The organism is Tardiphaga sp. 215_C5_N2_1, assembly GCF_052076055.1.
GTDB classification, from domain to species: Bacteria; Pseudomonadota; Alphaproteobacteria; order Rhizobiales; family Xanthobacteraceae; genus Tardiphaga; species Tardiphaga robiniae.
The window spans coordinates 3513315-3534725 of sequence record NZ_CP197240.1 but is presented as its reverse complement, the minus strand read 5'-3'; the positions used below and the strand labels follow the sequence as shown (position 1 = coordinate 3534725).

Annotated in this window: 21 protein-coding genes; 11 read left to right on the top strand and 10 right to left on the bottom strand. The window is 61.9% G+C overall.

Annotation, left to right across the window (positions count from 1 at the left end):
- Positions 1-66: 66 nt before the first annotated feature.
- On the top strand, positions 67-906 hold the full coding sequence (locus tag AB7828_RS16820; protein ID WP_441230674.1) for a hypothetical protein: 840 nt from the start codon (positions 67-69) through the stop codon (positions 904-906).
- Positions 907-991: 85 nt separating this feature from the next.
- Here the strand turns inward: AB7828_RS16820 and AB7828_RS16815 are convergent, their stop codons facing one another.
- On the bottom strand, positions 992-1651 hold the full coding sequence (locus AB7828_RS16815; protein WP_441230673.1) for a tetratricopeptide repeat protein: 660 nt from the start codon (positions 1649-1651) through the stop codon (positions 992-994).
- Positions 1652-1821: 170 nt separating this feature from the next.
- Complete coding sequence (rpsU, locus tag AB7828_RS16810) at positions 1822-2124, bottom strand: 30S ribosomal protein S21 (protein ID WP_089265892.1); 303 nt, start codon at positions 2122-2124, stop codon at positions 1822-1824.
- Between the two features lie 283 nt (positions 2125-2407).
- Between rpsU and aqpZ the strand changes: the two genes are divergently transcribed.
- The gene (gene aqpZ / locus AB7828_RS16805; protein WP_441230672.1) at positions 2408-3130 is read left to right on the top strand and encodes an aquaporin Z; all 723 of its coding nucleotides are present in this window, start codon (positions 2408-2410) and stop codon (positions 3128-3130) included.
- A gap of 26 nt (positions 3131-3156) precedes the next feature.
- Here aqpZ and AB7828_RS16800 read toward each other — a convergent pair whose 3' ends face one another.
- Both AB7828_RS16800 and purE read right to left on the bottom strand, forming a co-directional pair.
- Positions 3157-4242: a 5-(carboxyamino)imidazole ribonucleotide synthase gene (locus tag AB7828_RS16800; protein WP_439078363.1), complete on the bottom strand. Its 1086-nt coding sequence runs from the start codon at positions 4240-4242 to the stop codon at positions 3157-3159.
- Positions 4243-4250: 8 nt separating this feature from the next.
- A complete protein-coding gene (purE, locus tag AB7828_RS16795) occupies positions 4251-4739 on the bottom strand; it encodes a 5-(carboxyamino)imidazole ribonucleotide mutase (protein WP_068728790.1) in 489 nt (162 codons plus the stop codon).
- A gap of 95 nt (positions 4740-4834) precedes the next feature.
- Between purE and AB7828_RS16790 the strand changes: the two genes are divergently transcribed.
- The gene (locus AB7828_RS16790; protein ID WP_441232256.1) at positions 4835-5266 is read left to right on the top strand and encodes a hypothetical protein; all 432 of its coding nucleotides are present in this window, start codon (positions 4835-4837) and stop codon (positions 5264-5266) included.
- A gap of 41 nt (positions 5267-5307) precedes the next feature.
- Here AB7828_RS16790 and AB7828_RS16785 read toward each other — a convergent pair whose 3' ends face one another.
- Complete coding sequence (locus tag AB7828_RS16785; RefSeq protein ID WP_068728784.1) at positions 5308-5559, bottom strand: hypothetical protein; 252 nt, start codon at positions 5557-5559, stop codon at positions 5308-5310.
- 424 nt (positions 5560-5983) lie between these two features.
- Positions 5984-6190, bottom strand: coding sequence for a YdcH family protein (locus AB7828_RS16780; protein WP_068728782.1), 207 nt, complete (start codon positions 6188-6190; stop codon positions 5984-5986).
- Positions 6191-6439: 249 nt separating this feature from the next.
- Here AB7828_RS16780 and AB7828_RS16775 point away from each other — a divergent pair, with 249 nt between their 5' ends.
- A complete protein-coding gene (locus tag AB7828_RS16775; RefSeq protein WP_068728781.1) occupies positions 6440-6625 on the top strand; it encodes a YdcH family protein in 186 nt (61 codons plus the stop codon).
- Between the two features lie 168 nt (positions 6626-6793).
- Here AB7828_RS16775 and AB7828_RS16770 read toward each other — a convergent pair whose 3' ends face one another.
- Positions 6794-7897, bottom strand: coding sequence for an NAD(P)/FAD-dependent oxidoreductase (locus tag AB7828_RS16770; protein ID WP_441230671.1), 1104 nt, complete (start codon positions 7895-7897; stop codon positions 6794-6796).
- 190 nt (positions 7898-8087) lie between these two features.
- Between AB7828_RS16770 and AB7828_RS16765 the strand changes: the two genes are divergently transcribed.
- From AB7828_RS16765 to AB7828_RS16750, 4 genes are all read left to right on the top strand, one after another.
- A complete protein-coding gene (locus AB7828_RS16765) occupies positions 8088-10757 on the top strand; it encodes a sensor domain-containing protein (protein ID WP_120287129.1) in 2670 nt (889 codons plus the stop codon).
- 65 nt (positions 10758-10822) lie between these two features.
- Positions 10823-11989 (top strand): ABC transporter ATP-binding protein, encoded by a 1167-nt coding sequence (locus tag AB7828_RS16760; protein ID WP_439061947.1) that lies wholly within the window; start codon positions 10823-10825, stop codon positions 11987-11989.
- A complete protein-coding gene (locus AB7828_RS16755; RefSeq protein WP_439061946.1) occupies positions 11986-12897 on the top strand; it encodes an ABC transporter permease in 912 nt (303 codons plus the stop codon). Before AB7828_RS16760 ends, AB7828_RS16755 begins: the two co-directional genes overlap by 4 nt.
- On the top strand, positions 12897-13712 hold the full coding sequence (locus AB7828_RS16750) for an ABC transporter permease (RefSeq protein WP_439061945.1): 816 nt from the start codon (positions 12897-12899) through the stop codon (positions 13710-13712). Before AB7828_RS16755 ends, AB7828_RS16750 begins: the two co-directional genes overlap by 1 nt.
- A 9-nt stretch (positions 13713-13721) precedes the next feature.
- Here AB7828_RS16750 and AB7828_RS16745 read toward each other — a convergent pair whose 3' ends face one another.
- Positions 13722-15650, bottom strand: a complete 1929-nt coding sequence (locus AB7828_RS16745) for an AsmA family protein (protein WP_184512007.1) — start codon at positions 15648-15650, stop codon at positions 13722-13724.
- Positions 15651-15915: 265 nt separating this feature from the next.
- Here AB7828_RS16745 and AB7828_RS16740 point away from each other — a divergent pair, with 265 nt between their 5' ends.
- From AB7828_RS16740 to AB7828_RS16730, 3 genes are all read left to right on the top strand, one after another.
- A complete protein-coding gene (locus AB7828_RS16740) occupies positions 15916-16620 on the top strand; it encodes a CoA transferase subunit A (protein WP_068728766.1) in 705 nt (234 codons plus the stop codon).
- A 28-nt stretch (positions 16621-16648) separates the two neighbouring features.
- Positions 16649-17299, top strand: a complete 651-nt coding sequence (locus AB7828_RS16735; protein WP_068728764.1) for a 3-oxoacid CoA-transferase subunit B — start codon at positions 16649-16651, stop codon at positions 17297-17299.
- A gap of 145 nt (positions 17300-17444) precedes the next feature.
- Complete coding sequence (locus AB7828_RS16730; RefSeq protein ID WP_441230670.1) at positions 17445-18509, top strand: AI-2E family transporter; 1065 nt, start codon at positions 17445-17447, stop codon at positions 18507-18509.
- A 5-nt stretch (positions 18510-18514) separates the two neighbouring features.
- Here AB7828_RS16730 and AB7828_RS16725 read toward each other — a convergent pair whose 3' ends face one another.
- Positions 18515-20188: an ABC transporter permease gene (locus AB7828_RS16725; RefSeq protein WP_441230669.1), complete on the bottom strand. Its 1674-nt coding sequence runs from the start codon at positions 20186-20188 to the stop codon at positions 18515-18517.
- A 187-nt stretch (positions 20189-20375) separates the two neighbouring features.
- Entirely contained in the window at positions 20376-21392 is a 1017-nt protein-coding gene (locus AB7828_RS16720; protein ID WP_441230668.1) for a Fe(3+) ABC transporter substrate-binding protein, read from the bottom strand.
- Between the last annotated feature and the right edge of the window lie 19 nt (positions 21393-21411).

The following is a 21411-nucleotide window of genomic DNA, read 5'->3' as shown; positions in this document are numbered from 1 at the left end:
TCGCGATTGATCCCTGAATCAGCCTCAAATTCCTAGCATGAAGCAGCTTGGGGAAGAGGCCGGTTCATGCTGCACAAGTATCTCTCGAAGTTCACCATCGATATCTTGCCGTCGATTCTGGCGACGATCGTGGGTGCCTATATCGTCAATCACTACATCATCCCGAAGGCGAGCCCGGATCGCCCCGCTGCGGCTGTCGCATCGACGCCTGCGGAACCGAAGCCTGACACCAAGGCAGCGACAGCCAAGCCCGCCGAGAATTCTGCCGACCTCGCCAATCTGCCCGAATCGGCCCCGGCCAAGGCCGGCGACAAGCCAGTGGTCGAGAAGGCCAGCATCGAAAAGCCCGAGGCGGCCACGACACCCGAGCCGCGCCGCCATCAGCCGGCATTGCGCGAGAAGGCAGCGGCCAAGCCCGCGCCGGCTCCGGCCGCGCCTGCGCCCGTCCTTGCCACCGTGGGCACCGCGCCGGCGGCAAATGCCAGTGCCGATGAACGCCGCGACGCCAACGATCTCGCCCGTGCTGCCATCGAGCGCCTGAACCGCAGCGAGCCGCGACCCCAGGAAGCTGCCCGTACGCCTGAGACCCCGCGCGCTCCGGAGGCGCCGCGGGTGCAGGAAGCCGCACGGACTGTTTCCCCTCCGTCGATGCAGCAGCTGCCGCCGCCGATCGTGGTGGCGACGCCAAGCGTCGAGAAGTTCGATCCTATGCCTTCGCCGCAGTCTGAGCGTTCCGAAGCGCGGCGCATGCGACCGCCTGGCGAGATCCCGGCGCCGCAGCCGGTGGACCTGCAGGCGGATGCTGCTGGCACACCGCGATCTGAGCGCACCAACGTGGCCGAAGATGTGCTGTCTGCGGCAAAGTCGGTGTTCAATTCGGTGATCCCGCGCCCGTTCGAGCGGTAAGGGAAACGGTGGATTTTCCGCGCGCCGCTCTCACGCATGCAGGGCGACGTCGTATTGCTATCAGCCTGACCCCTGCCAGCTTTAGCTAGCCCGCGCGTCCACCCATGCGGGCGAGGCCGCTCCGCGCTGCATCGTCCTTCGGGCGCAGCGCGACAGCGCGGCTGTAGGAGTCTGCGGCCTTGGCCCTGTCGCCAAGCTTCTCATACGTCGCGCCGCGGGTCAGCCAGACCTGGGCATTGCCCGGTGCCACCTGCGAAGCCTCGTCGAGATCCGCTGCGGCTTCCTGATGTTTCCCGAGGGCGAGATAGCATTGCGCGCGGCCGAGCAGGGGATCGGCCTGCTGCGGCGTCAGGCCGTTGGCCGACGTAAAATCCGCGATGGCAAATTCATATTTCTTCTCGGACTGATAGAGCAGCCCGCGTTGGTAGAAGGTCTGCGCACTGTGCGGATCGAGGTCGAGTGCCTGATTGAAGGCCAGCAGCGCGTCATCGGGTTTGCCGGATTGTGCGAGCGCCTGCGCGCGTGCGGCGTGGATCTGTGCATCCTGCGGATTGGTCTTGCCGGAATTCGCGGGCGGCGGGGGCGCCAGAGCCGTCGTCTTCGGTTCGTCCTTGTCAGACCCCGGTGTTAGTGACGACAGGTTGAACGAGCATCCGGTGCCGCACAGACCCGTAACGATAAGGGCAATCGCGGTAAGGCCGCGGGCGCCGAAGCGGGACGGGGACTTGCGGACGGGACATTCCATGCAGGGCCAATCTCACGCAGCGACCAATGACCTATTGGTAGCGCGACATCGGGCAAAATGCACCCGATCAAGACCAGCGCGCCAAAGAAGTAGTTCGCACAAAAAGCAACTGCGCAAAAAAATAACGCGGGCTTTGGCCCGCGTTATCAAACTCGGTGGATGAAGTGCGCTTAGCGCGCCGGACGCGGAGCGCCCGCGCCGCCAGCGCCAGGACGGCCGCCACGATCGGCGCCAGGACCCGCGCCGAACACCGGCTTCGGCTTCATCGGCAGCAGGCCTTCGCGCTGCAGCTTCTTGCGAGCCAGCTTGCGTGCGCGACGCACAGCCTCAGCCTTCTCGCGAGCCTTCTTCTCAGAGGGCTTCTCGTAGTGACCGCGGAGCTTCATCTCGCGGAAAATACCCTCGCGCTGCATCTTCTTCTTCAGCGCCTTGAGAGCCTGATCGACGTTATTATCGCGAACGAGAACCTGCACGCGGCATCCTCTTTTCAATTGATCGGATTTGAATTTCGGTAAAGTGAAGGGCCGACAAAGGCCATGCCCTTAACCTCAAGGGCGCCGATGTACCAGATGAAATGGCGAATGTCCACCTTGCGGCGCCGTCATTTTAACCTTCTGGGCCGGGAAAATAACGTATTTTTTCCGAATTTTCCCGGGTGGGGATAGGGCAGGTTCCCTGTCTCGACAGGTATTGGAGCACGGACGCATAATTCCCGCGGCGACTCAGCCGGGACGCCGATTACGACCGGAGAGCATCATGAATGGGAAAAAATACGCGGCCGAGCTGATCGGCACCTTTTGGCTCACATTTGCAGGCTGCGGCAGTGCCGTAATCGCGGCAGCATTTCCGCAGGTCGGTATCGGTCTCGTCGGCGTCTCGTTGGCCTTCGGCCTCAGCGTCGTGACCATGGCCTATGCCATTGGCCACGTTTCGGGCTGCCATCTCAATCCTGCGGTCACCGTGGGTCTTGCGGCGGGTGGACGTTTCCCCGCCGGCCAGATTCTCCCTTATTTGATTGCGCAGGTCGTCGGTGCGGTTGCAGGTGCGGCCGTGTTGTATGTCATTGCCAGCGGCGCTGCCGGTTTCGACCTTGCCAAGGGCTTTGCGTCGAACGGCTACGGCGATCATTCGCCCGGCAAATACAGCATGGTGGCGGGCTTCATCATGGAGGTGGTTATGACCATGATGTTCCTGTTCATCATCATGGGCTCCACGCATGGCAAGGCGCCTGCGGGCTTCGCGCCGCTGGCAATCGGGCTTGCGCTGGTGATGATCCACCTCGTCAGCATTCCAGTCACCAACACGTCGGTGAATCCGGCGCGCAGCACTGGGCCGGCATTGTTTGTCGGCGGCTGGGCACTGCAACAGTTGTGGCTGTTCTGGGTGGCACCGCTGGTTGGCGGTGTTCTCGGCGGCGCGATCTATCGCTGGCTGAGTGACGAGCCCACTGGCGTGGTGGAAGGCAAGGCGACCGCCTGACGAATGAGGCGGTGAAGCCGGCGTTGTTACGTCGCCGGCTTCACCTCAACCACGTGGCCCATCTTGCGGCCGGGCTTCGGTGCGCCCTTGCCATAGAGATGCACGGTGGCGCCGGGGACGGTGAGCCACTTGCCGTAGTCGAGAATATCGTCGCCGATCAGGTTGATCATGGTGACCTGGCCGTGGCGGACGGGTTTGGCGAGCGGCCAGCCGGCGATGGCGCGGATGTGCTGTTCGAATTGCGACACCGAGGCGCCATCGAGCGTCCAGTGGCCGGAATTATGCACGCGCGGCGCAATTTCGTTCACGACAAGCGTCGCGCTGTCCTTACCGGGCACGACAAACAGTTCGACGGCAAAGACGCCGACATAACCCAGCGCAGTGCCGATCTTCTCGGCGATCTCACGCGCCTTTGCGGCAAGCGTGTCGGAGATGCGTGCGGGCGCGTAGGAGAATTTCAGGATGTGATCGCGATGCTCGTTTTCGGTGACGTCGAAACATTCGACATGGCCGTCGGCGCCGCGTGCAGCGATGACCGAGACCTCGCGTTCGAACGGCACGAAGGCTTCAAGGATCGCGGAGTTGGTGCCGAGATCCTTCCAGACCTGATCGAGATCGTCACCCTCGCGGATGATTGCCTGGCCCTTGCCGTCATAACCGAAGCGACGCGTCTTGATGACAGCTGGCAGACCGATCTTCTTGACCGCTGCATGAAGCTCGCCAGCGTTCGAAACGCCTGCGTAATCGGCCGTGCCGATACCCAGTGACGTTACAAAATCCTTCTCGGCCAGACGATCCTGCGTGGTCTGCAGGATTGTCTGCGCGGGCAGAACCGGGCGCCGCGCGTCGAGGATCATCGCGGTGGCGGCCGGCACGTTCTCGAATTCGTAGGTGATGACGTCGCAATCACTGGCGAACAGTTCGAGCGCCTCGACATCAGCATATTCAGCGCATGTCGCGTTCTGCACCACATCGAAAGCCGGCGAATCCGGATCCGGTGAAAAAACCTGACAGCGGAGGCCGAGGCGCGCTGCGGACATCGCCAACATGCGACCGAGCTGGCCGCCACCGAGAATGCCGATCGTATCGCCCGGCTTGAGAACCTTCGTCACCACAGCGCTCACGCTGCACCTTCCGGCTTTTCAGCCACGGCATCGGTCTGCGCCTTGCGCCAGGCGGCGAGCTTTGTTGCCAGTGCCGTGTCGTGCAGCGCCAGCACGCTCGCCGCGAGCAGTGCCGCATTGATCGCGCCGGGTTTGCCGATGGCCAGCGTGCCGACGGGCACGCCGCCCGGCATCTGTACGATCGAATAAAGCGAGTCGACGCCGGACAGCGCCTTGGATTCCACGGGCACGCCGAATACCGGGAGTTCCGTCAGTGCCGCGGCCATGCCGGGCAAATGCGCAGCGCCGCCGGCACCGGCGATGATGATCTGGAAGCCCGCTGCCTTGGCGCCCTTGGCGAATGCGACCAGCCGGTCCGGCGTGCGGTGGGCCGAGACGATGCGCGCCTCATGGGATACGCCGAGCGCTGTCAGCGTTTCGGCGGCGTGGCGCATGGTTTCCCAGTCCGACTGGCTTCCCATAATAATGGCGACGGGCGCGGTCATTCCGTATTTTCTTTCGCGAATCCAGAAAGATAGGCTGGAAATACAATGTCGTCCCCTTGCGTGGCAAGGAGCGTGGCAAACATGATCTCGTCTTGGTGAAGACTGGCAAGCCTTGTAACAAATCCCATGCAAAAGAAAACCCGAACGCCTGCTGCAAAGTCGGTCAAACGCTCGATGAAGCCGGCGTTGCGCGGTTCCAAGGCGTTGGTGCCGCTGCCGAAAGCCGCGCGCCGGCGGCCACGCTGACGATCCGGCGGCTGGAGGCGCAACTTACGGAGGCGCAGGCGAAGATTGCCGAATTGCGCGCTTCGGCGGAAACTGACTTCCTGCTCGATATTCTCAACCGCCGTGGCTTTGCCCGCGAGCTGACCCGCGCCGTGGCGATCGACCAGCTCACTTTCGTCTTCCGCGACATCAACGTGTCGGCTGGCGCCTCTGCAGGCGCCGCACTGCTGGGTCCCGATGCCGATGGCGAAGCCGCGTTGGTTCAGGCAGACAAGGCGATGTATGAGCGCAAGACCGCGTGACGTGCGAAAGTGTAGTTAGTCGATTGTCGGCGTTGGCGCCCTTACAGCGCGCTGAGGTCGCTTGGCACTTCGCCAAAGGCGCGGATCACCTGGGCGTCACCGAACTCGCCGATCATCGGATCGCCGGTACGGCTGAAGGCCAATGCGCCGATTGAACCTGGCGCACGGGACAATAGTTCGGCGCGGCGGATGGCGCCGGATGCGCTCTGACATTCCTCGGCGGCACCGGCGGCCGGCGAACCAGAGTCGTCGTGCAGGAAGGGCAGTGCGACATAATAGGTGATATCGGCCATGGTGCCCTCACGAGTCGATTGATCTCGGCGCAAGAATGTTCTTATTTTGTTCTTATTGTCAAGTTTCGACAGCGCCTCGTTTGCAGTCGCCCCATTTCGCTCCTGTTAGGCCGCAATAGCTGGCTTGCGTAGTGCGAGCGTCACGTCGGCCAGCGCGAGCGCCATGGCGATCAATTCGCGGCCCAGCAGTTTTCACCGCGCCACAATGCGATGCTGGCCAGAATTTAAGTCTGGCTGTCGTGCCTACGATGCCGCGCGAAAAGAGCGGCGGCCGTCGCGAAGCAAGGTTTTGACGACGGGCGAGTTCAACGCCCAGCCTGCTGCATTCACCGCGAGTTAAAGAAAGCCGATCCATCGATCATCGCGCGTTGAGTTCGTAGCCCTGGCCGTTCTTTAAGCCACAGCCACAGCGCGACGCGTTGTCTCAGGCAATAATATCCGGGGTGATCTGGTCTTCGATAAAGGAGATCCGGTCTTTCAGCTGAAGCTTCCTCTTCTTCAACCGTTGCAGTCGCAAAAGATCGGGTGCCGGTGAATGTTGCAAGGCATCGATAGCGGCGTCGAGGTCGCGATGTTCCTGCTGCAATCGGGCGAGTTCTAACGGGAGTTCGCGATCTTCGTCGTCGTTCATGTTTCTAGCTGACTGGATTCGCAAGTCATTTGCGAGGAATTTCTAGGATGACTATCGCCGGTGCAGGCGCACCACGCAAGCCGTCCGGTTCCATGTTTTTGCGGCGCGATCAGGTCACGATTCGTTTCACACGATACCTGAAACTCAAAATACACTTTTCAATACCCATCGACAGATGTCCACTGTCATGTAGAATTCATCGTCCAACCGAACGTATCCTGAGGTTCAATCCTACCGAGGAGTTTTCGAATGGCACTACAGGCGCATCTCGTCGAACTGGAACGCAAGCACAAAGTTCTCGAAAGCGAATTGCACGAAGCGCTCGTGCACCTGTCTACCGACGATCTCCGCATCGTCGAACTCAAGCGTCGAAAACTGATGGTCAGGGACGAAATCCAGCGTCTCAAAAACGGGGCCAGCGAAACGGTGCACTGATCAACGGCTGCACTGATCAGCGAACGATAAATCACAGCATCGACATCGCCGTCTACGTCACTGCTTTTGCGTAGGTGCGATGACGTCTTCCCCTCATCCCGCGATAGGTTTGCGACGAAGCTCCAGTATTCGGTTGGCCTGGATCGCTTCGCCTGCAACCTTTCGCGTTCAATGTCCCGCCATCTCAGCCACGTAGTCCGCGATGGCCAGTGATGATGTCAGCCCCGGTGACTCGATGCCGAACAGGTTGATAAGGCCCGGCACGCCATGGGTCTGGGCACCTTGGATCATGAAATCCTGCACTGCGACTGCGGGCGGCACGATCTTCGGCCGCATTCCGGAATAGCTTGGCATCAGTGCGCCGTCCGGTAGACTCGGCCAGTAGCGCCTGATGGCCGGATAGAACCTCTCTCCGCGTGCCGGATCGACCGTGTAGTCGATATGATCCACCCACTCGACGTCAGGGCCGAAACGCGCCTGACCGGCCAGATCGAGCGTCAGATGCACGCCGAGGCCGCCCGGTTCCGGCACGGGATAGATCAGCCGCGAGAACGGTGCTTTCGCATTGCAGCTGAAATAACAGCCTTTCGCCAGATAAGCGGGCGGTATGAGGTCGAGCGGCATGCCGTCGAGCATGCGAGCGATCGCGGTTGCGGACAGGCCTGCTGAATTGATCAGCATGTCGCAGGCTAGTGTCATCGGAGCCTCGCCGCCGATATCCAGCTCGAAACCGTCGGCGGTGACCCGGCCACGTTCCAGCGGCGCGAGGAATGCGAAGGCCGCGCCGGCGGCTTCCGCTTCACCGCGCAGCGACAACATGTAGCTGTGGCTATCGACGATTCCGGTGGAGGGGGACAACAGCGCGGCTTCGCAAGCCAATGCCGGCTCCAGCGCCCGTGCCTCTGTCCCGGATAATTGCTCGAGATCAGCGACGCCATTGGCTTCGGCATGCGCTTTGATCGACGCCAGTTTGGCGATTTCCTCCGGACGTGTGGCGACGATCAGTTTCCCGGAGTTGCGATGCGGGATGCCGCGATCGCGGCAATAATCATAGAGCGCCTGTTTTCCAGCGACGCAGAGCCGTGCCATCAGGCTTCCGGCCGGATAATAGATGCCGGCATGGATGACCTCGCTGTTGCGCGACGAAGTCACGGTACCGATCGCGTCCGCGGCCTCCAGCACGATGACCTCGCGTCCCGCTTCCGCCAGTCGCCGGGCGATCGCAAGACCCACGACGCCGGCGCCCACCACCACGCATTCAACCTTGTCCATGTCGCGTCCGATAGTTTGCTGCGCCGGTCAGCTGCGGTTCGACCTTGCGCATGTGGCGCATTAGTAAAACATTAAGCATCACAGCTAATTACCACCAAATTTCGCCGCATTCTGCAGGTGCGACGATACGCATTTACCTGATCCACATACCTGTAACCAAACACTCACGCTGCGAATACGCGGGTGTGTAATGACTGGCAAGATCGGGCGATCAGACAGCAAGGCGGCAGTGTCCGTCATCGCAGTCGCGTGCCTTCTCGGCAGCATTGCCGGAGCCCACGCAGAATCCCCGGCGGTTCATTATATCAGTGAACTCGACCCGCAAATGATCTGGCAGATCCTCATCGGTGGATTTGTCGCGCTGGCATTTCTCGCCGCCATTGTGCTGTGGGTCGCCTCGGCGCTGCGCAATGTGCGTCGCGAGCAGCATCGTCGCAATGCGTTTGTCGGTTCTGCCCTCAATCATCTCGGCCAAGGCATCGTGATGCTCGACGACCAGAAGCGGGTCGTGTTTTGCAACGATCGCTATCTTGAGATCTACGACCTGACGCGCGCCGACATCACCAAGGATATTACCGGTCCAGAATTGCGGGAGTTACGCCGCCAGCGTGGCAAGCTCGATCTGGCCACCCAGAGCTTCTACGAGCAGACTGTTTCCGCCGGCGAGTACATTGCCGAAATGCCCGGCGGGCAATCCGTTCACGTCAAGTTCAGCCGGCTTCCCAATGGCGGCGCCATTGGCATTCATGAGGACTGCACCGAGCAGCGTTTCCTGCAGCGCGAGCTTGCGACCACCAAGCAATTCCTCGAATCTGTCCTTGATCACGTCCCGATCTGCGTCGCGGCCAAGACCATTGACGATGGCCGCTATATCTTCGCCAACCGGGCTTTCGAGACCTTCTCTCGGCTCTCGCGCGATAAGATCGTTGGCAAGCGACCGGATCAGATATTCTCCGCACAGTCTGCGAAAGCGATTGCCGAAGCCGATGCCCTGGCAGTGGAAACGCGCAGTCAGTGTCGCAGCGAGTTCAATGTGGAGATTGGTTCAGACCTCCGCACGCTGGATAGCAATCGCGTGATTGCCTTTAACGAACGCAATGAGCCGGCATTTCTGATTGCGCTGTTCGAGGATGTGACCGACCGCAAGTCGCTGTCCAAGGAACTGGAGAACGCCAAGAAATTCCTTGAGACCGTGCTCGACAACATTCCTGTGTCGCTGATGGTGCAGCAGATCAGCACCGGTCGTTATCTGTTCGCCAACCGCGGCGCAGAGGTCATTTTGGGTCGGAAGCGCGAAGACGCTATCGGTCTGACGGTTCCCGAAATGCTTCGCCCGGAAGAAGCGAAGCTGATCGTCAGCCGGGATCAGGCCGCGATCAGGGGCCGAACACCGATTGCGGAAGAGCATCCGATCAGCACGCGCGACGGATTGCGGCTGTTCCTGACCCGGCGGGTCACCGTGCTCGACGAAGCAGGCGAGCCGCAATATCTGATCAAGACCCACGAAGATGTCACCGACCGCCGCCAGACCGAGGCGCGGATGGCGCATATGGCCTATCACGACGGCCTGACCGATCTGCCGAACCGCCCGGCCTTTTTGCAGGCCCTGTCGCAGATGATCGATGCCTGCGGCGAGACTTCCGAGGAATTCGCGGTGCTGTCGATCGATCTCGACGGCCTGAAGGAGGTCAACGATGTCTTCGGTCACGCCATCGGTGACAAGCTGCTGATCGAAGTGTCGCGTCGTGTCGATGCAGCCGTGGGCGGCGGAGTTGTGGCGCGGCTCGGCGGTGACGAGTTCGGCGTGATCATCGACGGCGCGCAGCCCGCGGCCGGGCTGTTGATCGCAGAGCGGATCTCCGCGGCCCTTGCGGAGGAATTCCCGATCGAGGGCAAATCGGTGCGTACAGGCGTCACCACGGGCATCTCGCTGTTCCCGCGCGACGGCCATGACCCGGCCGCGTTGCTGGCGAATTCCGGCGCGGCGCTGTTCCGTGCCAAGTCGCAGTCGCGCGGTTCGATCAGCATCTTCGAGCCGCAAATGGACCAGCAACTGCGCGATCGCCGCGTGCTGCATCAGGACCTCTCGGCCGCGATCCGCAATGGCGAATTGTCGCTGCACTACCAGCCCCAGGCTCGCGCTGGCCAGACCGTCGTCGATGCCGACATTACGGGCTTCGAGGCACTGGCGCGGTGGATTCATCCGACGCGCGGTTTCGTGCCGCCCGGAGACTTCATTCCGCTGGCCGAAGAAAGTGGCCTGATCGTCGAGATGGGCGAGTGGATCCTGCGCCAGGCCTGCCTTGAGGCTGCCTCGTGGCCGGTGCCGCTGCAGATCGCGGTCAATCTGTCGCCCGCGCAGTTCATGCATGGTGATCTCGTCGGCCTCGTGCATTCAATCCTGCTCGAAACCGGCCTGCAGCCCGGTCGCCTTGAGCTGGAAATCACCGAGGGTGTGCTGATCGAGGATTTCGATCGCGGCGTCGCATTGCTGCGGCGGTTGAAGGCGCTCGGCGTGCGCATCTCGATGGACGACTTCGGCTCCGGCTATTCGTCGCTGACCTATCTGCAGGCATTCCCGTTCGACAAGATCAAGATTGACCGCGCTTTCGTGATCAATCTGGGGCTCAATCCGCAGTCCGCTGCCATCGTGCGCGCGGTCATCGGGCTGGGCCATGGCCTCGACGTCGCGATCGTTGCGGAAGGCGTCGAGACCCACGAGCAACTCTGCTTCCTCGCCAGCGAAGGCTGCGACGGCGTACAAGGCTACTTCATCGGGCGTCCTGCCCCGATTGCGCAATATGCTGCGCTGGTCGGACGGATTGCCGCCGCTGCGCCCGCCGCGCGCATGGTCGGTTGAGCGACAGGCCGTTGCGAAGTGCTGATGCTGTTGAGCCCGCGGCGTTCCGCGGCTAGCTTGCGGTTATGACGAATCTCACTGCGACAGTCGCGGATCCGGCGGCCAGCGATGCGCCGGTCATCGCCTATCCCACGCCCTTGCTGCGGATCGACGGTGTCACCAAAAAATTCGGCGCGCATAGCGCAGTGGACAATCTCTCTTTGGACATCAAGGCCGGTGAATTCTTCGCGCTGCTCGGCCCGAGCGGTTGTGGCAAGACCACGTTACTGCGCATGCTGGCAGGTTTCGAAGCGCCGGACACGGGCAAGATCGAGTTGAACGGCGAGGATATCGCCGCGGTCTTGCCGCATCAGCGGCCCGTCAACATGATGTTCCAAAACTACGCGCTGTTTCCGCATCTCAACGTGCGCGACAATATCGGTTTCGGTCTCAAGAGCGCTAGCCTGACGCGTCTCGGCATCGATACGCGGGTTGCCGAAATGGTGGCGCTGGTCAAGCTCCAGGGACTGGAGAAACGCCGACCGGATCAATTATCGGGCGGCCAGAAACAACGCGTGGCGCTCGCCCGGGCGCTGGCGCGGCATCCGCAATTGTTGCTGCTCGATGAGCCGCTGGCAGCTCTCGACAAGAAACTGCGCGAGGAAACCCAGGTCGAATTGATGGCGCTGCAGCGCCAGCTCGGCACCACCTTCGTGATCGTCACCCACGATCAGGAGGAGGCGATGACCATGGCCGACCGTATCGGCGTCATGAATGACGGTCGCCTGCAACAGGTCGCGACACCGCGACAGCTTTATGAGGCGCCTGCATCGCGCTGGGTCGCGGAGTTCGTCGGCGACATCAACATCATCGAGGGCGGGATCACGCATCGTGACAGTCATCGCCTGACCATTGCAGGCCGCGATGTAGGAACCCTGTTTGCGATTGAGCCGCGACAGCCCGTCGGCGATGCGGTCATCTGTGTTGCGATCCGCCCGGAGAAGATCCGGTTGTCGCGTCGCGGGCCGGCGACGGACCTCGTCAATAGCGGCGCCATGAATAGCCTTGAGGGTGTCATTTCCGACGTCGGCTATCTCGGCGGTCGCTCGCTCTACAAAGTGAAGCTCGACCGCGGAGCCACATTGCGGGTCGCTCTCGCCAATACCGCGCGGCTCGATGTTGATGCCTATTCGATCGGCGAGCGCGTTGCGGCATGGTTCGCCCCCGATGATTGCGTGGTGCTGGTTCAATGAGCGCGCGTCGCATCTTCACGGCGCCGGCGCGGCTGGCTGCCATCCCGCCCTATGTCTGGATGGTGCTGTTCTTTCTGGTGCCGTTCGGTTTCGTGCTGAAGATCAGCCTGTCGCAGACGGCGATTGCGCAGCCGCCTTATCTGCCGGTGTTCAGTCTGTCCGAAGGAATCGCCGGGCTAAAGGCGTCGTTTATCGCGCTGTCGCTGGATAATTTCCGGCTGCTCGTTTCCGACAATCTCTATCTTGCGTCCTATCTGCGCAGTGTCCTCGTCGCCGTCGTGTCGACCCTGATCTTGCTCGCGGTCGGTTATCCCATCGCCTATGGCATGGCGCGTTTGCCGCGACGCTGGCAGGGCATTGCGATGATGCTGGTGATCGTGCCGTTCTGGACCTCGTTCCTGATCCGCATCTATGCCTGGATCAACATCCTGCAGCATGACGGCTTGCTCAATAAGGTCCTTCTTGCGCTGCACGTCGTATCGACGCCAATCGTGTGGCTCTCCACCGACAGTGCGATGTATCTCGGCATCGTCTATTCCTATCTGCCTTTCATGATCCTGCCGCTCTATGCCACGCTGGCGAAGCAGGACCCGTCGCTGATCGAGGCCGCCGCCGATCTCGGCGTCTCGCGCATCGACGCCTTCTGGCTGGTGACGGTTCCCTTGTCGCTGCGTGGCGTCGGCGCCGGTGCACTGCTCTGCTTCATTCCGATCATGGGCGAATTTGTCATTCCCGATCTGCTTGCCGGATCGAATTCGCTGATGATCGGCCAGACGCTGTGGCTCGAATTCTTCACCAACAAGGATTGGCCGGTCGCCTCTGCCACCGCCATCGTGTTGCTCGGGCTGCTGTTGATCCCGTTATTGGTCTATGACCGGCTGCAGCGCCGGCAGCTGGAGGCGCGCTGATGGCCGTGCATCCGCTCCGCCTGTCGCGCTTTAACGTCACGTCGCTGGTGCTTGGTCTGGCGTTTCTCTATCTGCCGATCGTCATTCTGGTCATCTATTCGTTCAACGCGTCTCGCCTCGTGACCGTGTGGGGCGGCTGGTCGACGCGCTGGTACACCGAATTTTTCAACGACCGCGCGATGCTGGACGCTGCCTGGATGAGTCTCCGTGTGGGTGTCGTGTCAGCAACACTGGCAACGCTGCTCGGCACTTTGGCCGCGATAGCGTTGACGCGTGGCGCGGGATTTCGCGGCCGGATGCTGATGTCCGGGATGCTCTATGCGCCGCTGGTGATGCCCGAAGTGATTACCGGCCTGTCGCTGCTGCTGCTGTTCGTGGCGCTGGATGCCGAGCGCGGCTTTGTCACGGTGACCATCGCCCACACCACACTGACCATGTGCTTCGTCGCTGTCGTGGTACAGTCGCGTCTCGCCGGGATCGATCGCAGCCTCGAGGAAGCGGCGATGGATCTCGGCCGCGATCCGCTCCGCGCATTTATAGCCGTCACGTTGCCGCTGATCTGGCCGGCCATTGCAGCGGGCTGGATGCTGGCCTTCACACTGTCGCTGGACGACCTCGTCATCGCTAGTTTTACGACCGGGCCGGGTTCGGCGACGCTACCGATCCGGATCTATTCGGAAGTGCGTCTCGGCGTGAAGCCGGAGATCAACGCGATCTGCACGCTGATCGTCGGTTTCATCGCCGTCGTTATCGTGCTGGCATCGCTAGTGTCGAAACTGTCGAGCGCCCGCGGCGAAAGCGCCGCGCCGTTGTAAGGCAAAAAGTTAGTTCGCCTTTGGTGCTGCATCCGCAGGTGCTGCCGCCGCAGGTGCATCGGCGGGCTTATCCGGCTCTGCTATCGGCGCCTGCTTCGGCACGCCCGTAAAGCGCTCGATCACCGAGCGTACAGCGTCGCGGGTCTTGCGATCCTTTACCGCATCCAGCAAAGGCGCCGCGCCCGGCGACCGGCGGATCAGGCTTTCCGGATCTGGGAAGATCAGCGGATCGTCCCACGGGCCTTGGATCACAAAAGGCAACTCGAAGCCGCCGGTGCCGTTGGTTGCCGGATTGAGACTGGCAATGCCCTTGAAATCATATTCACGCGCCGGCACCGACGCGGTACCGGTCAGCGTCAGTTTCGCAGCGGGACCATCGATCCGGATATCCTGTGCGGTGGCGATACCGTCGTTGAATTTCACGGACATGTTGAGCGTGTTGAACGGCGTCGAACCCGAGCGGAAATTGCCGGCGCCGGACAGCGGACGTCGCTCCAACCGCTTCAGCAACTGTTCGACGTTGAAGCCACTGATGGCGCCGTCATGACCGGTCAACGTCGCGGTGCCGTCGAGTGATTGTGCGAGGCCGAAAGGCGATGAGCCCGAGGCCTCCAGCATCATGCTGAGATTGCCGCGGCCGGTGAGCTTGTTGACGCCGAACAGATCGCTGGCACAGGCCTGCAGATCGACATCGCTGAACTGGAACTGGGCCTTCACATCGGCCACGGCATCGGAATGGGCAACATTGAACGAACCACGGACGATGCCGCCATACATCTGCGCTTCACCCACCGACAGCGCCAGTGTGCCGCCGCGCAGGTTGGCGCCGAGCGCGGTGCGGCCGAGCACTGAGGAGCCAACTGTGACCTTGGCGGCCGACAGGCGCATGTCGAGATCCGTGGTGGACAGCGCGTTCAGATCGAACAACTGCCGGTTCCAGTCACGGGCGCCGGAGGCCAGCAGCCGCACGGTAGACACATAGGGCGTGAAGTCGAGTGCGCCGGCAGCCAGGGTGGCCTGCAGCGTCTGACGGCCGGTGTTGCTGTAGGTCATGACGCCTTCGGCGCTGTTGCCGTCGAGCTCGACATTGACATTGGTCAGCGCGATCGACGGACCGACCAGGCTGGCGCGCGCCTTCAGGGCAAAGCGGCCGAAACCGCCGGAGCCGGGCGGTGCCTGACCGACCCAGCGCAGCGCATTGCGCAGCGACAGGCTGTCAGCAGTCAACGTGCCTTCCATGACCAGACTGGCCTTGTTGGCGACGGTGCCGTCGAATGCCAGCTTGATCGGCGCACCAGCGATGCGGGCCTTTACACCGGAGCGCTCGCCGGACAGTGCGGCAATGAAGTCGCTGACGCTGAGGCTGCCGTCGATGCGTTCGCCGCGCCAGTCGAACTGGCCGGTTGCAGCGAACGAGCGCGAGATCGATGGCCAGGCCAGTGACAGGTCGATGTCGCCGAGACGCTCGGTGTTGTGCGGGTCCTGATAGTGCAGCACGCCGTCCTGGATGCGGATCTCGGAGAAGGATAGTGGCTGTTCAGCGCCCGGCCTCATGGTGCGGGCGATGGACTCGATGAATGGAGTCCAGTTGCTTTCGCCGGAGGCCTCGCGGATCACGCGGATACGTGGCCGCAGCATCATCATGTCGGCGATCTCGAAACGCTGAAGCAGCAGCGGCAACAGCCGGAGATTGGCCGTCAGCACATCGACCGTCAAAGCGGGATCGATCGACCCGCCGCCTTTCAGACCGACATCGTGAAACGAGACATAGCTGCCTGGAAAGACCGAGACATCCACCGCGCCGTTGACGACGAAATCCAGCCCGGTCACGGCGCGGATCTGGGCCTCCACGGCATGACGCAGCGTATCGCGGTTAAGCAACCACGACATGGCAAACAGCCCGATCACTGCAACACCCAGGAGCGCCGCAATCGGCATCCCCAGGCGTCTTATTCCTTGGGCACTCGTCAATGAACTATCCGGGTTGGTTGGTGGTCACACATAGCGGGGCGGCATCCACGTGCGCCCACGTCCAAGGTCCTCAATTTGAAGGGTTTTCTTGACGCTTTCAAGGCCATAGCGGGGGTGATGGGGTCGCAGTCCCCCGCGATTGACCTGTCGCGGAGTTTCCGCCTAATAATCCACGACATAGCCGCCCGCGCCCGCTGGGTTCTCAGCGCATTCCTGCATCAGGTCGATTCCCATGAACAAGGTCTACCCCGACGCCAAATCGGCACTCGATGGCATTCTCAAGGACGGCATGATGATCATGTCCGGCGGCTTCGGCCTCTGCGGCATTGCCGAGGACCTGTCGGACGCATTGCGCGATTCCGGGGTCAAGGACCTCACCGTGGTGTCCAATAACGCCGGCGTCGACGGCATCGGCCTGTCGCGCCTGCTGGAAACCCGCCAGATCAAGAAGATGATCTCGTCCTATGTCGGCGAGAACAAGCTGTTCGCCCAGCAGTATCTGGCCGGCGAACTGGAACTCGAATTCTCCCCGCAGGGCACGCTGGCCGAGCGTATCCGCGCCGGCGGCGCCGGCATTCCTGGCTTTTACACCAAGACCGGCGTCGGCACGCTGATCTCGGAAGGCAAGCCGACCATGGAATTCAATGGCGAGACCTACATGCTGGAGCGTGGTCTGTTCGCCGACATTGCCATCGTGCACGCCTGGAAGGGCGATACCGCCGGCAACCTCGTCTATCGCAAGACCGCCCGCAACTTTAACCCGATGATGGCGACCGCCGCCAAGATCACCATTGCCGAAGTCGAGCATCTGGTGCCGGCCGGCGAGATCGACCCGGATCACATTCACACCCCCGGCATTTTTGTGAAGCGCATTGTCGAGGTCGGTACCGGCAAGAAGCGGATCGAAAAAGTTACCTCGCGTCAGCGTCCCGCGTAACCGCCAAAAGCAAAAACAGGAGAGAACGATGGCTTGGACCCGTGATCAAATGGCAGCGCGCGCGGCTAAAGAACTGCGCGACGGATATTACGTCAATCTCGGCATCGGTATTCCGACGCTGGTGTCGAACTACATTCCCGAAGGCGTCGACGTTCAGCTGCAGAGCGAGAACGGCATGCTCGGCATGGGTCCTTTCCCCTATGAGGGCGACGAAGATCCGGACCTCATCAATGCCGGCAAGCAGACCGTCACCGAACTGCCGGAGACCAGCTATTTCTCGTCGGCGGATTCGTTCGGCATGGTCCGTGGCGGCCATATCGATCTGTCGATCCTCGGCGCCATGCAGGTCGCCCAGAATGGCGATCTCGCCAATTGGATGATCCCAGGCAAGATGGTGAAGGGCATGGGCGGTGCGATGGACCTCGTCGCCGGCGTCAAGCGCGTCGTCGTGGTGATGGAGCACTCCGCCAAGGATGGCGCCAAGCTGCTGAAGAGCTGCAACCTGCCGCTCACCGGTGAGCGCGTCGTCGACATGGTCGTCACCGATCTGGCGGTGTTCACCATCGACAAGCACGGCAACGATGGCATGGCCCTGATCGAACTCGCCGATGGCGTGACGCTCGATGAGGTGAAGGCCAATACCGAAGCTGAATTCCGGGTCGCGCTGACCAATACCTGAACGATTGCGTGCTCCGAACGTTGACATGATGCCCGGCCTCGTGCCGGGCATTCGTGTTAGTATCTGCCTTTTCATCTCTTTAGTTGAGCATGATCATTCGGAAAACCGGTTGCCACTTTTCCGGGTCATGCTCTAGGAAGCCGACATGCGCGCCAGTCTCGAAGACCGTTTCTTCCTGCTTCTGATAGTCGTGGTCACGTTGGCCTTCGGCTGGATCATGAGCTCGTTCTACAGCGCGATCCTGTGGGGCGTCGTCATCGCGATCATGTTCGCGCCGATGCATCGGCGGCTGGAGCGCCGGATGCCGAAGCATCCGAATTCGGCAGCTCTGCTCACCGTAGGTCTGATCGTGTTGATCGTGATCCTGCCGCTGACACTCGTTGGCGCATCGCTGGCGCAGGAAGCGGCTGTCGTCGTCGGCAAGATGAAATCTGGCCAATTCAATCTCGGCACGTTTCTGCAGCAGATACTCGATGCCGTTCCGCAATGGGCAAAGGGACTGCTGGATCGCTTCGGTGTTGCCAATCTCGGCGGTATGCAGGACAAGCTGACCGAGGGTCTCGTCAAAGGCAGTCAGTACTTCGCATCCCAGGCGCTGAACATCGGTCAGAGCACGTTCGACTTCATCATCAATCTCGGCATCATGCTCTACCTGCTGTTCTTCCTGTTCAAGGACGGCGAGGCGTTGTCGCAGCGTGTGAAGAATGCCATTCCGCTGCGGCCCGAGCTGCGCGATGAGCTGATGGAGAAGTTCACGGTGGTGATCCGCGCCACGGTGAAGGGCGGCATTCTGGTGGCGCTGGCGCAGGGCGCGCTCGGCGGGTTGATCTTCTGGATCCTTGGCATCAATGCCGCGTTGCTGTGGGCGGTGCTGATGGCGTTCCTGTCGCTGTTGCCCGCGGTGGGGGCTGGCCTCGTCTGGATGCCGGTCGCGCTTTATCTGCTGGCGACGGGCTCCGTCGTTCAGGGTGTGATCCTGATCGCCTATGGATTTCTCGTCATCGGTCTGGTCGACAACATCCTGCGCCCGATGCTGGTCGGCAAGGACACCAAGCTGCCGGACTATCTGGTGCTGATCGCGACGCTCGGGGGCATCGATGCGCTGGGCCTCAATGGCTTCGTCGTCGGTCCGGTGATTGCTGCAATGTTTGTTGCGGGCTGGGCGATCTTTGCGGAGTCACGCAAAAGCGGTCAGGTCCCGATCGCGTAAGCGCGTTACACCGGCCCCTGAGGCACATCTGCAAAACGTGTCAGCCAGACCACGGGGCCGATGCTCGCGGCGACGATGAGAAGTGCGGCCAGGGCGCCTTCTTCAAAGCTGCCACGGCTCGCATATTGATAGATCGAAGTCGCCAGCGTTTCGACATTGAGCGGTCGCAGTAACAGCGTTGCCGGCAATTCCTTCAGGCAATCCACGAAGACGACGATGACGGCGCCGAACAGTGCCGGACGCAATAGCGGCAGTTGAATCACGCGCAGTGTGGTGATTGCCGGTGCGCCGGCGGCGCGGGCGCTGTCGTCGTAATCGACGGGGATGTGCTCGAAGCCGGCCTTGATGAAACCGGTCGGCACCGCCAGGAACCGGATCACATAGGCGATCACCACGGCGGCGCCAGAGCCGACCATGACAAGCCCGGGCGAAGCGAGACTGAGCCATCCGGCGAGCTTGCTGAATCCATTGTCGATGAACAGCACCGGCGTCAGCAGACCCAGCGCCAGCACCGTTCCGGGCAGCGCATAGCCGGTCTGGGCGACAGCGACCGACAGGTTAGTCAGCCGCGAAGCACGCCAGCGCTGAGCGACGATCACCACGAGCCCGAGAAGCAGCGCGGCTCCCGTGGCAATTGCGGCCAGCGCAATGGTGTGGCCGGCATCGCGCCAAACCGTCGTTTCCATCGACAGCAGACCGCGGCGCAGGCTTTCACGCAGCAGATAGAGCAAGGGCACGGCGAAGCCGAGCAGGGCAGGGATGAGACAGGCGGTGAAAGCAAGCCATCCGCGTGCACCCGTCAAAGGCGTGCGCGGTGCCAACCGCGGATTCTCCGAAGAGAATTCCACGCTGCCTTCGCGGCGGCCGAAGCGCTCGATGGCGATCAGCACCGCGACGATGGCGAGCATGAACAATGACAGCTGCGCAGCACCTGCAAGGCTGCCGCGGTTGAGCCAGGTCGTGAAAACCGAGACGGTGAGCGTGCGAATGCCCAGATATTCGCTGGCGCCGATATCGTTCAGCGTTTCCAGCGATACCAGTGCGAGGCCCACAGCGAGGGCGGGGCGCGCCATCGGTAGCGAGACACGGCGGAACGTCGTCCAGCGATCCGCACCGAGTATCTTCGCGGCTTCAGCAAAATCGGCGCTGCGATGCTGGAACATCGCGCGGGCCGAGAGATAGACGTAAGGATACAACACGATGCCGATCACGAAGATGGCGCCGGGCAACGAACGCAGGCTCGGCAGCCACCCGATCGCGCCGGGCAACGACATTGCCGTTGCCAGCGCGCGATGGACGAGACCCAGTGGCTCGAACAGGTCCACATAGACGTAAGCGGCGAGATAGGTCGGAATCGCCAGCGGCAGCGGCAAGAGCCAGAGCATGAGCGTGCGGCCGGGGAAATCGTGCGCCGAGACCAGCCATGCGGTGCCGGCGCCGACTGTGAGCGTAACGATACCGACGCCGATCAGGAGGGCTGCGGTGTCGCGCAGCGCTTGCGGTAATACATAGGCAATCAGATGCTGCCAAAGCTCAGGCTCCGGCTGCAGCGCCAGTAATGCGATGCTGATCACGGGCGCTGCCACGAGGAGTGCGGTGGCAACTGCGACGAGAATCGCGAGCGCTTCGGTGCGGGAAGGCCTCACGGGCGTGCATGCCCACGTGGGCACTCTCCGCATGTCATCCCCGCGAAGGCGGGGATCCATACCCCAAGGAGAAGTAAGTCAGAAATTGCCGTAGCCACAGCGCCCTACCGAGAGTTCGGTGCGTATGGGTCCCCGCCCCGTGTGCGCTGCAGGCACACAGGGCGGGGACAACATACTGATAGGCTGTGCATCATCGCAGCCTACGGAGCAATAGCCGGGCTCAATTATCAAACCCGACCTTGTCCACCAGCGTCGACGCGGCTTTGCGGTTGGCGGCAATCTTGGCGATGGGCATCGGATCGGCATTGAGCTTGCCGTAGCCCGCGATGGTCGGATTGATCGTGATGCCGGCGCGCACGGGATATTCGTAATTGGCGTCGGCATAGACCTGCTGGGCATGCTCGCCGGCGAGCCATTCGATCAGCTTCATGGCATTGGCCTTGTTCGGCGCATGTTTGGCAAGCAGCACGCCGGACAGGTTCACATGGGTGCCGCCGCCTTCGAAGGTCGGCAGGATCACCTTGGTGGCTTCCGCCCACGGCTTCTTGTCGGGATCGGCATTCATCATCAGCGCCCAGTAATAGGTGTTGCCGATACCGAGATCGCATTTGCCGGCTGCAACGTCCCGCGCGGTCTCGCGGTCGCCGCCCGAGGGCTTCTGCGCCAGATTGGCCTTGACGCCGCGCAGCCATTCTTCGGCCTTGGCTTCGCCGTGCTTGGAGACATAGGCGGCGAACAGCCCGTTATTGTAGATGTGTTGGCCGGAGCGGATGCAGATCTTGCCCTTCCACTTCGGATCGGCCAGTTCCTCATAGGTGATGGCGTCCTGCTTGACGCGATCCTTCGACGCATAGACCACGCGGGCGCGCATCGAGATGCCGGCCCAGTGGCCGTCGGGATCACGATATTGCGCCGGCACGACCTTCTCGATCACCTCGGATTTCATCGGCTGCGTCACGCCCGCCTGCACGGCTTCGTCGATCCGGCCGATATCCACGGTGAGCAGTACGTCCGCCGGGCTGTTGACGCCTTCGGCCTTCATGCGTTGCTCGAGGCCCGAGCTCGCGGAGATCACATTGACCTTCACGCCGGTGTCCTTGGTGAAGGCCTCGAAGATCGGCTGCACCAGCTTGGTCTCACGATAGGTATAGACATTGACCTCTTCGGCCGCCTGTAGCGCGGATGCACCGAGGGCAGCGAAGACGACGGCAGTGGCAAGGGCGTGATGCTTCATCATGAAATGGCTCCGGCAAGGG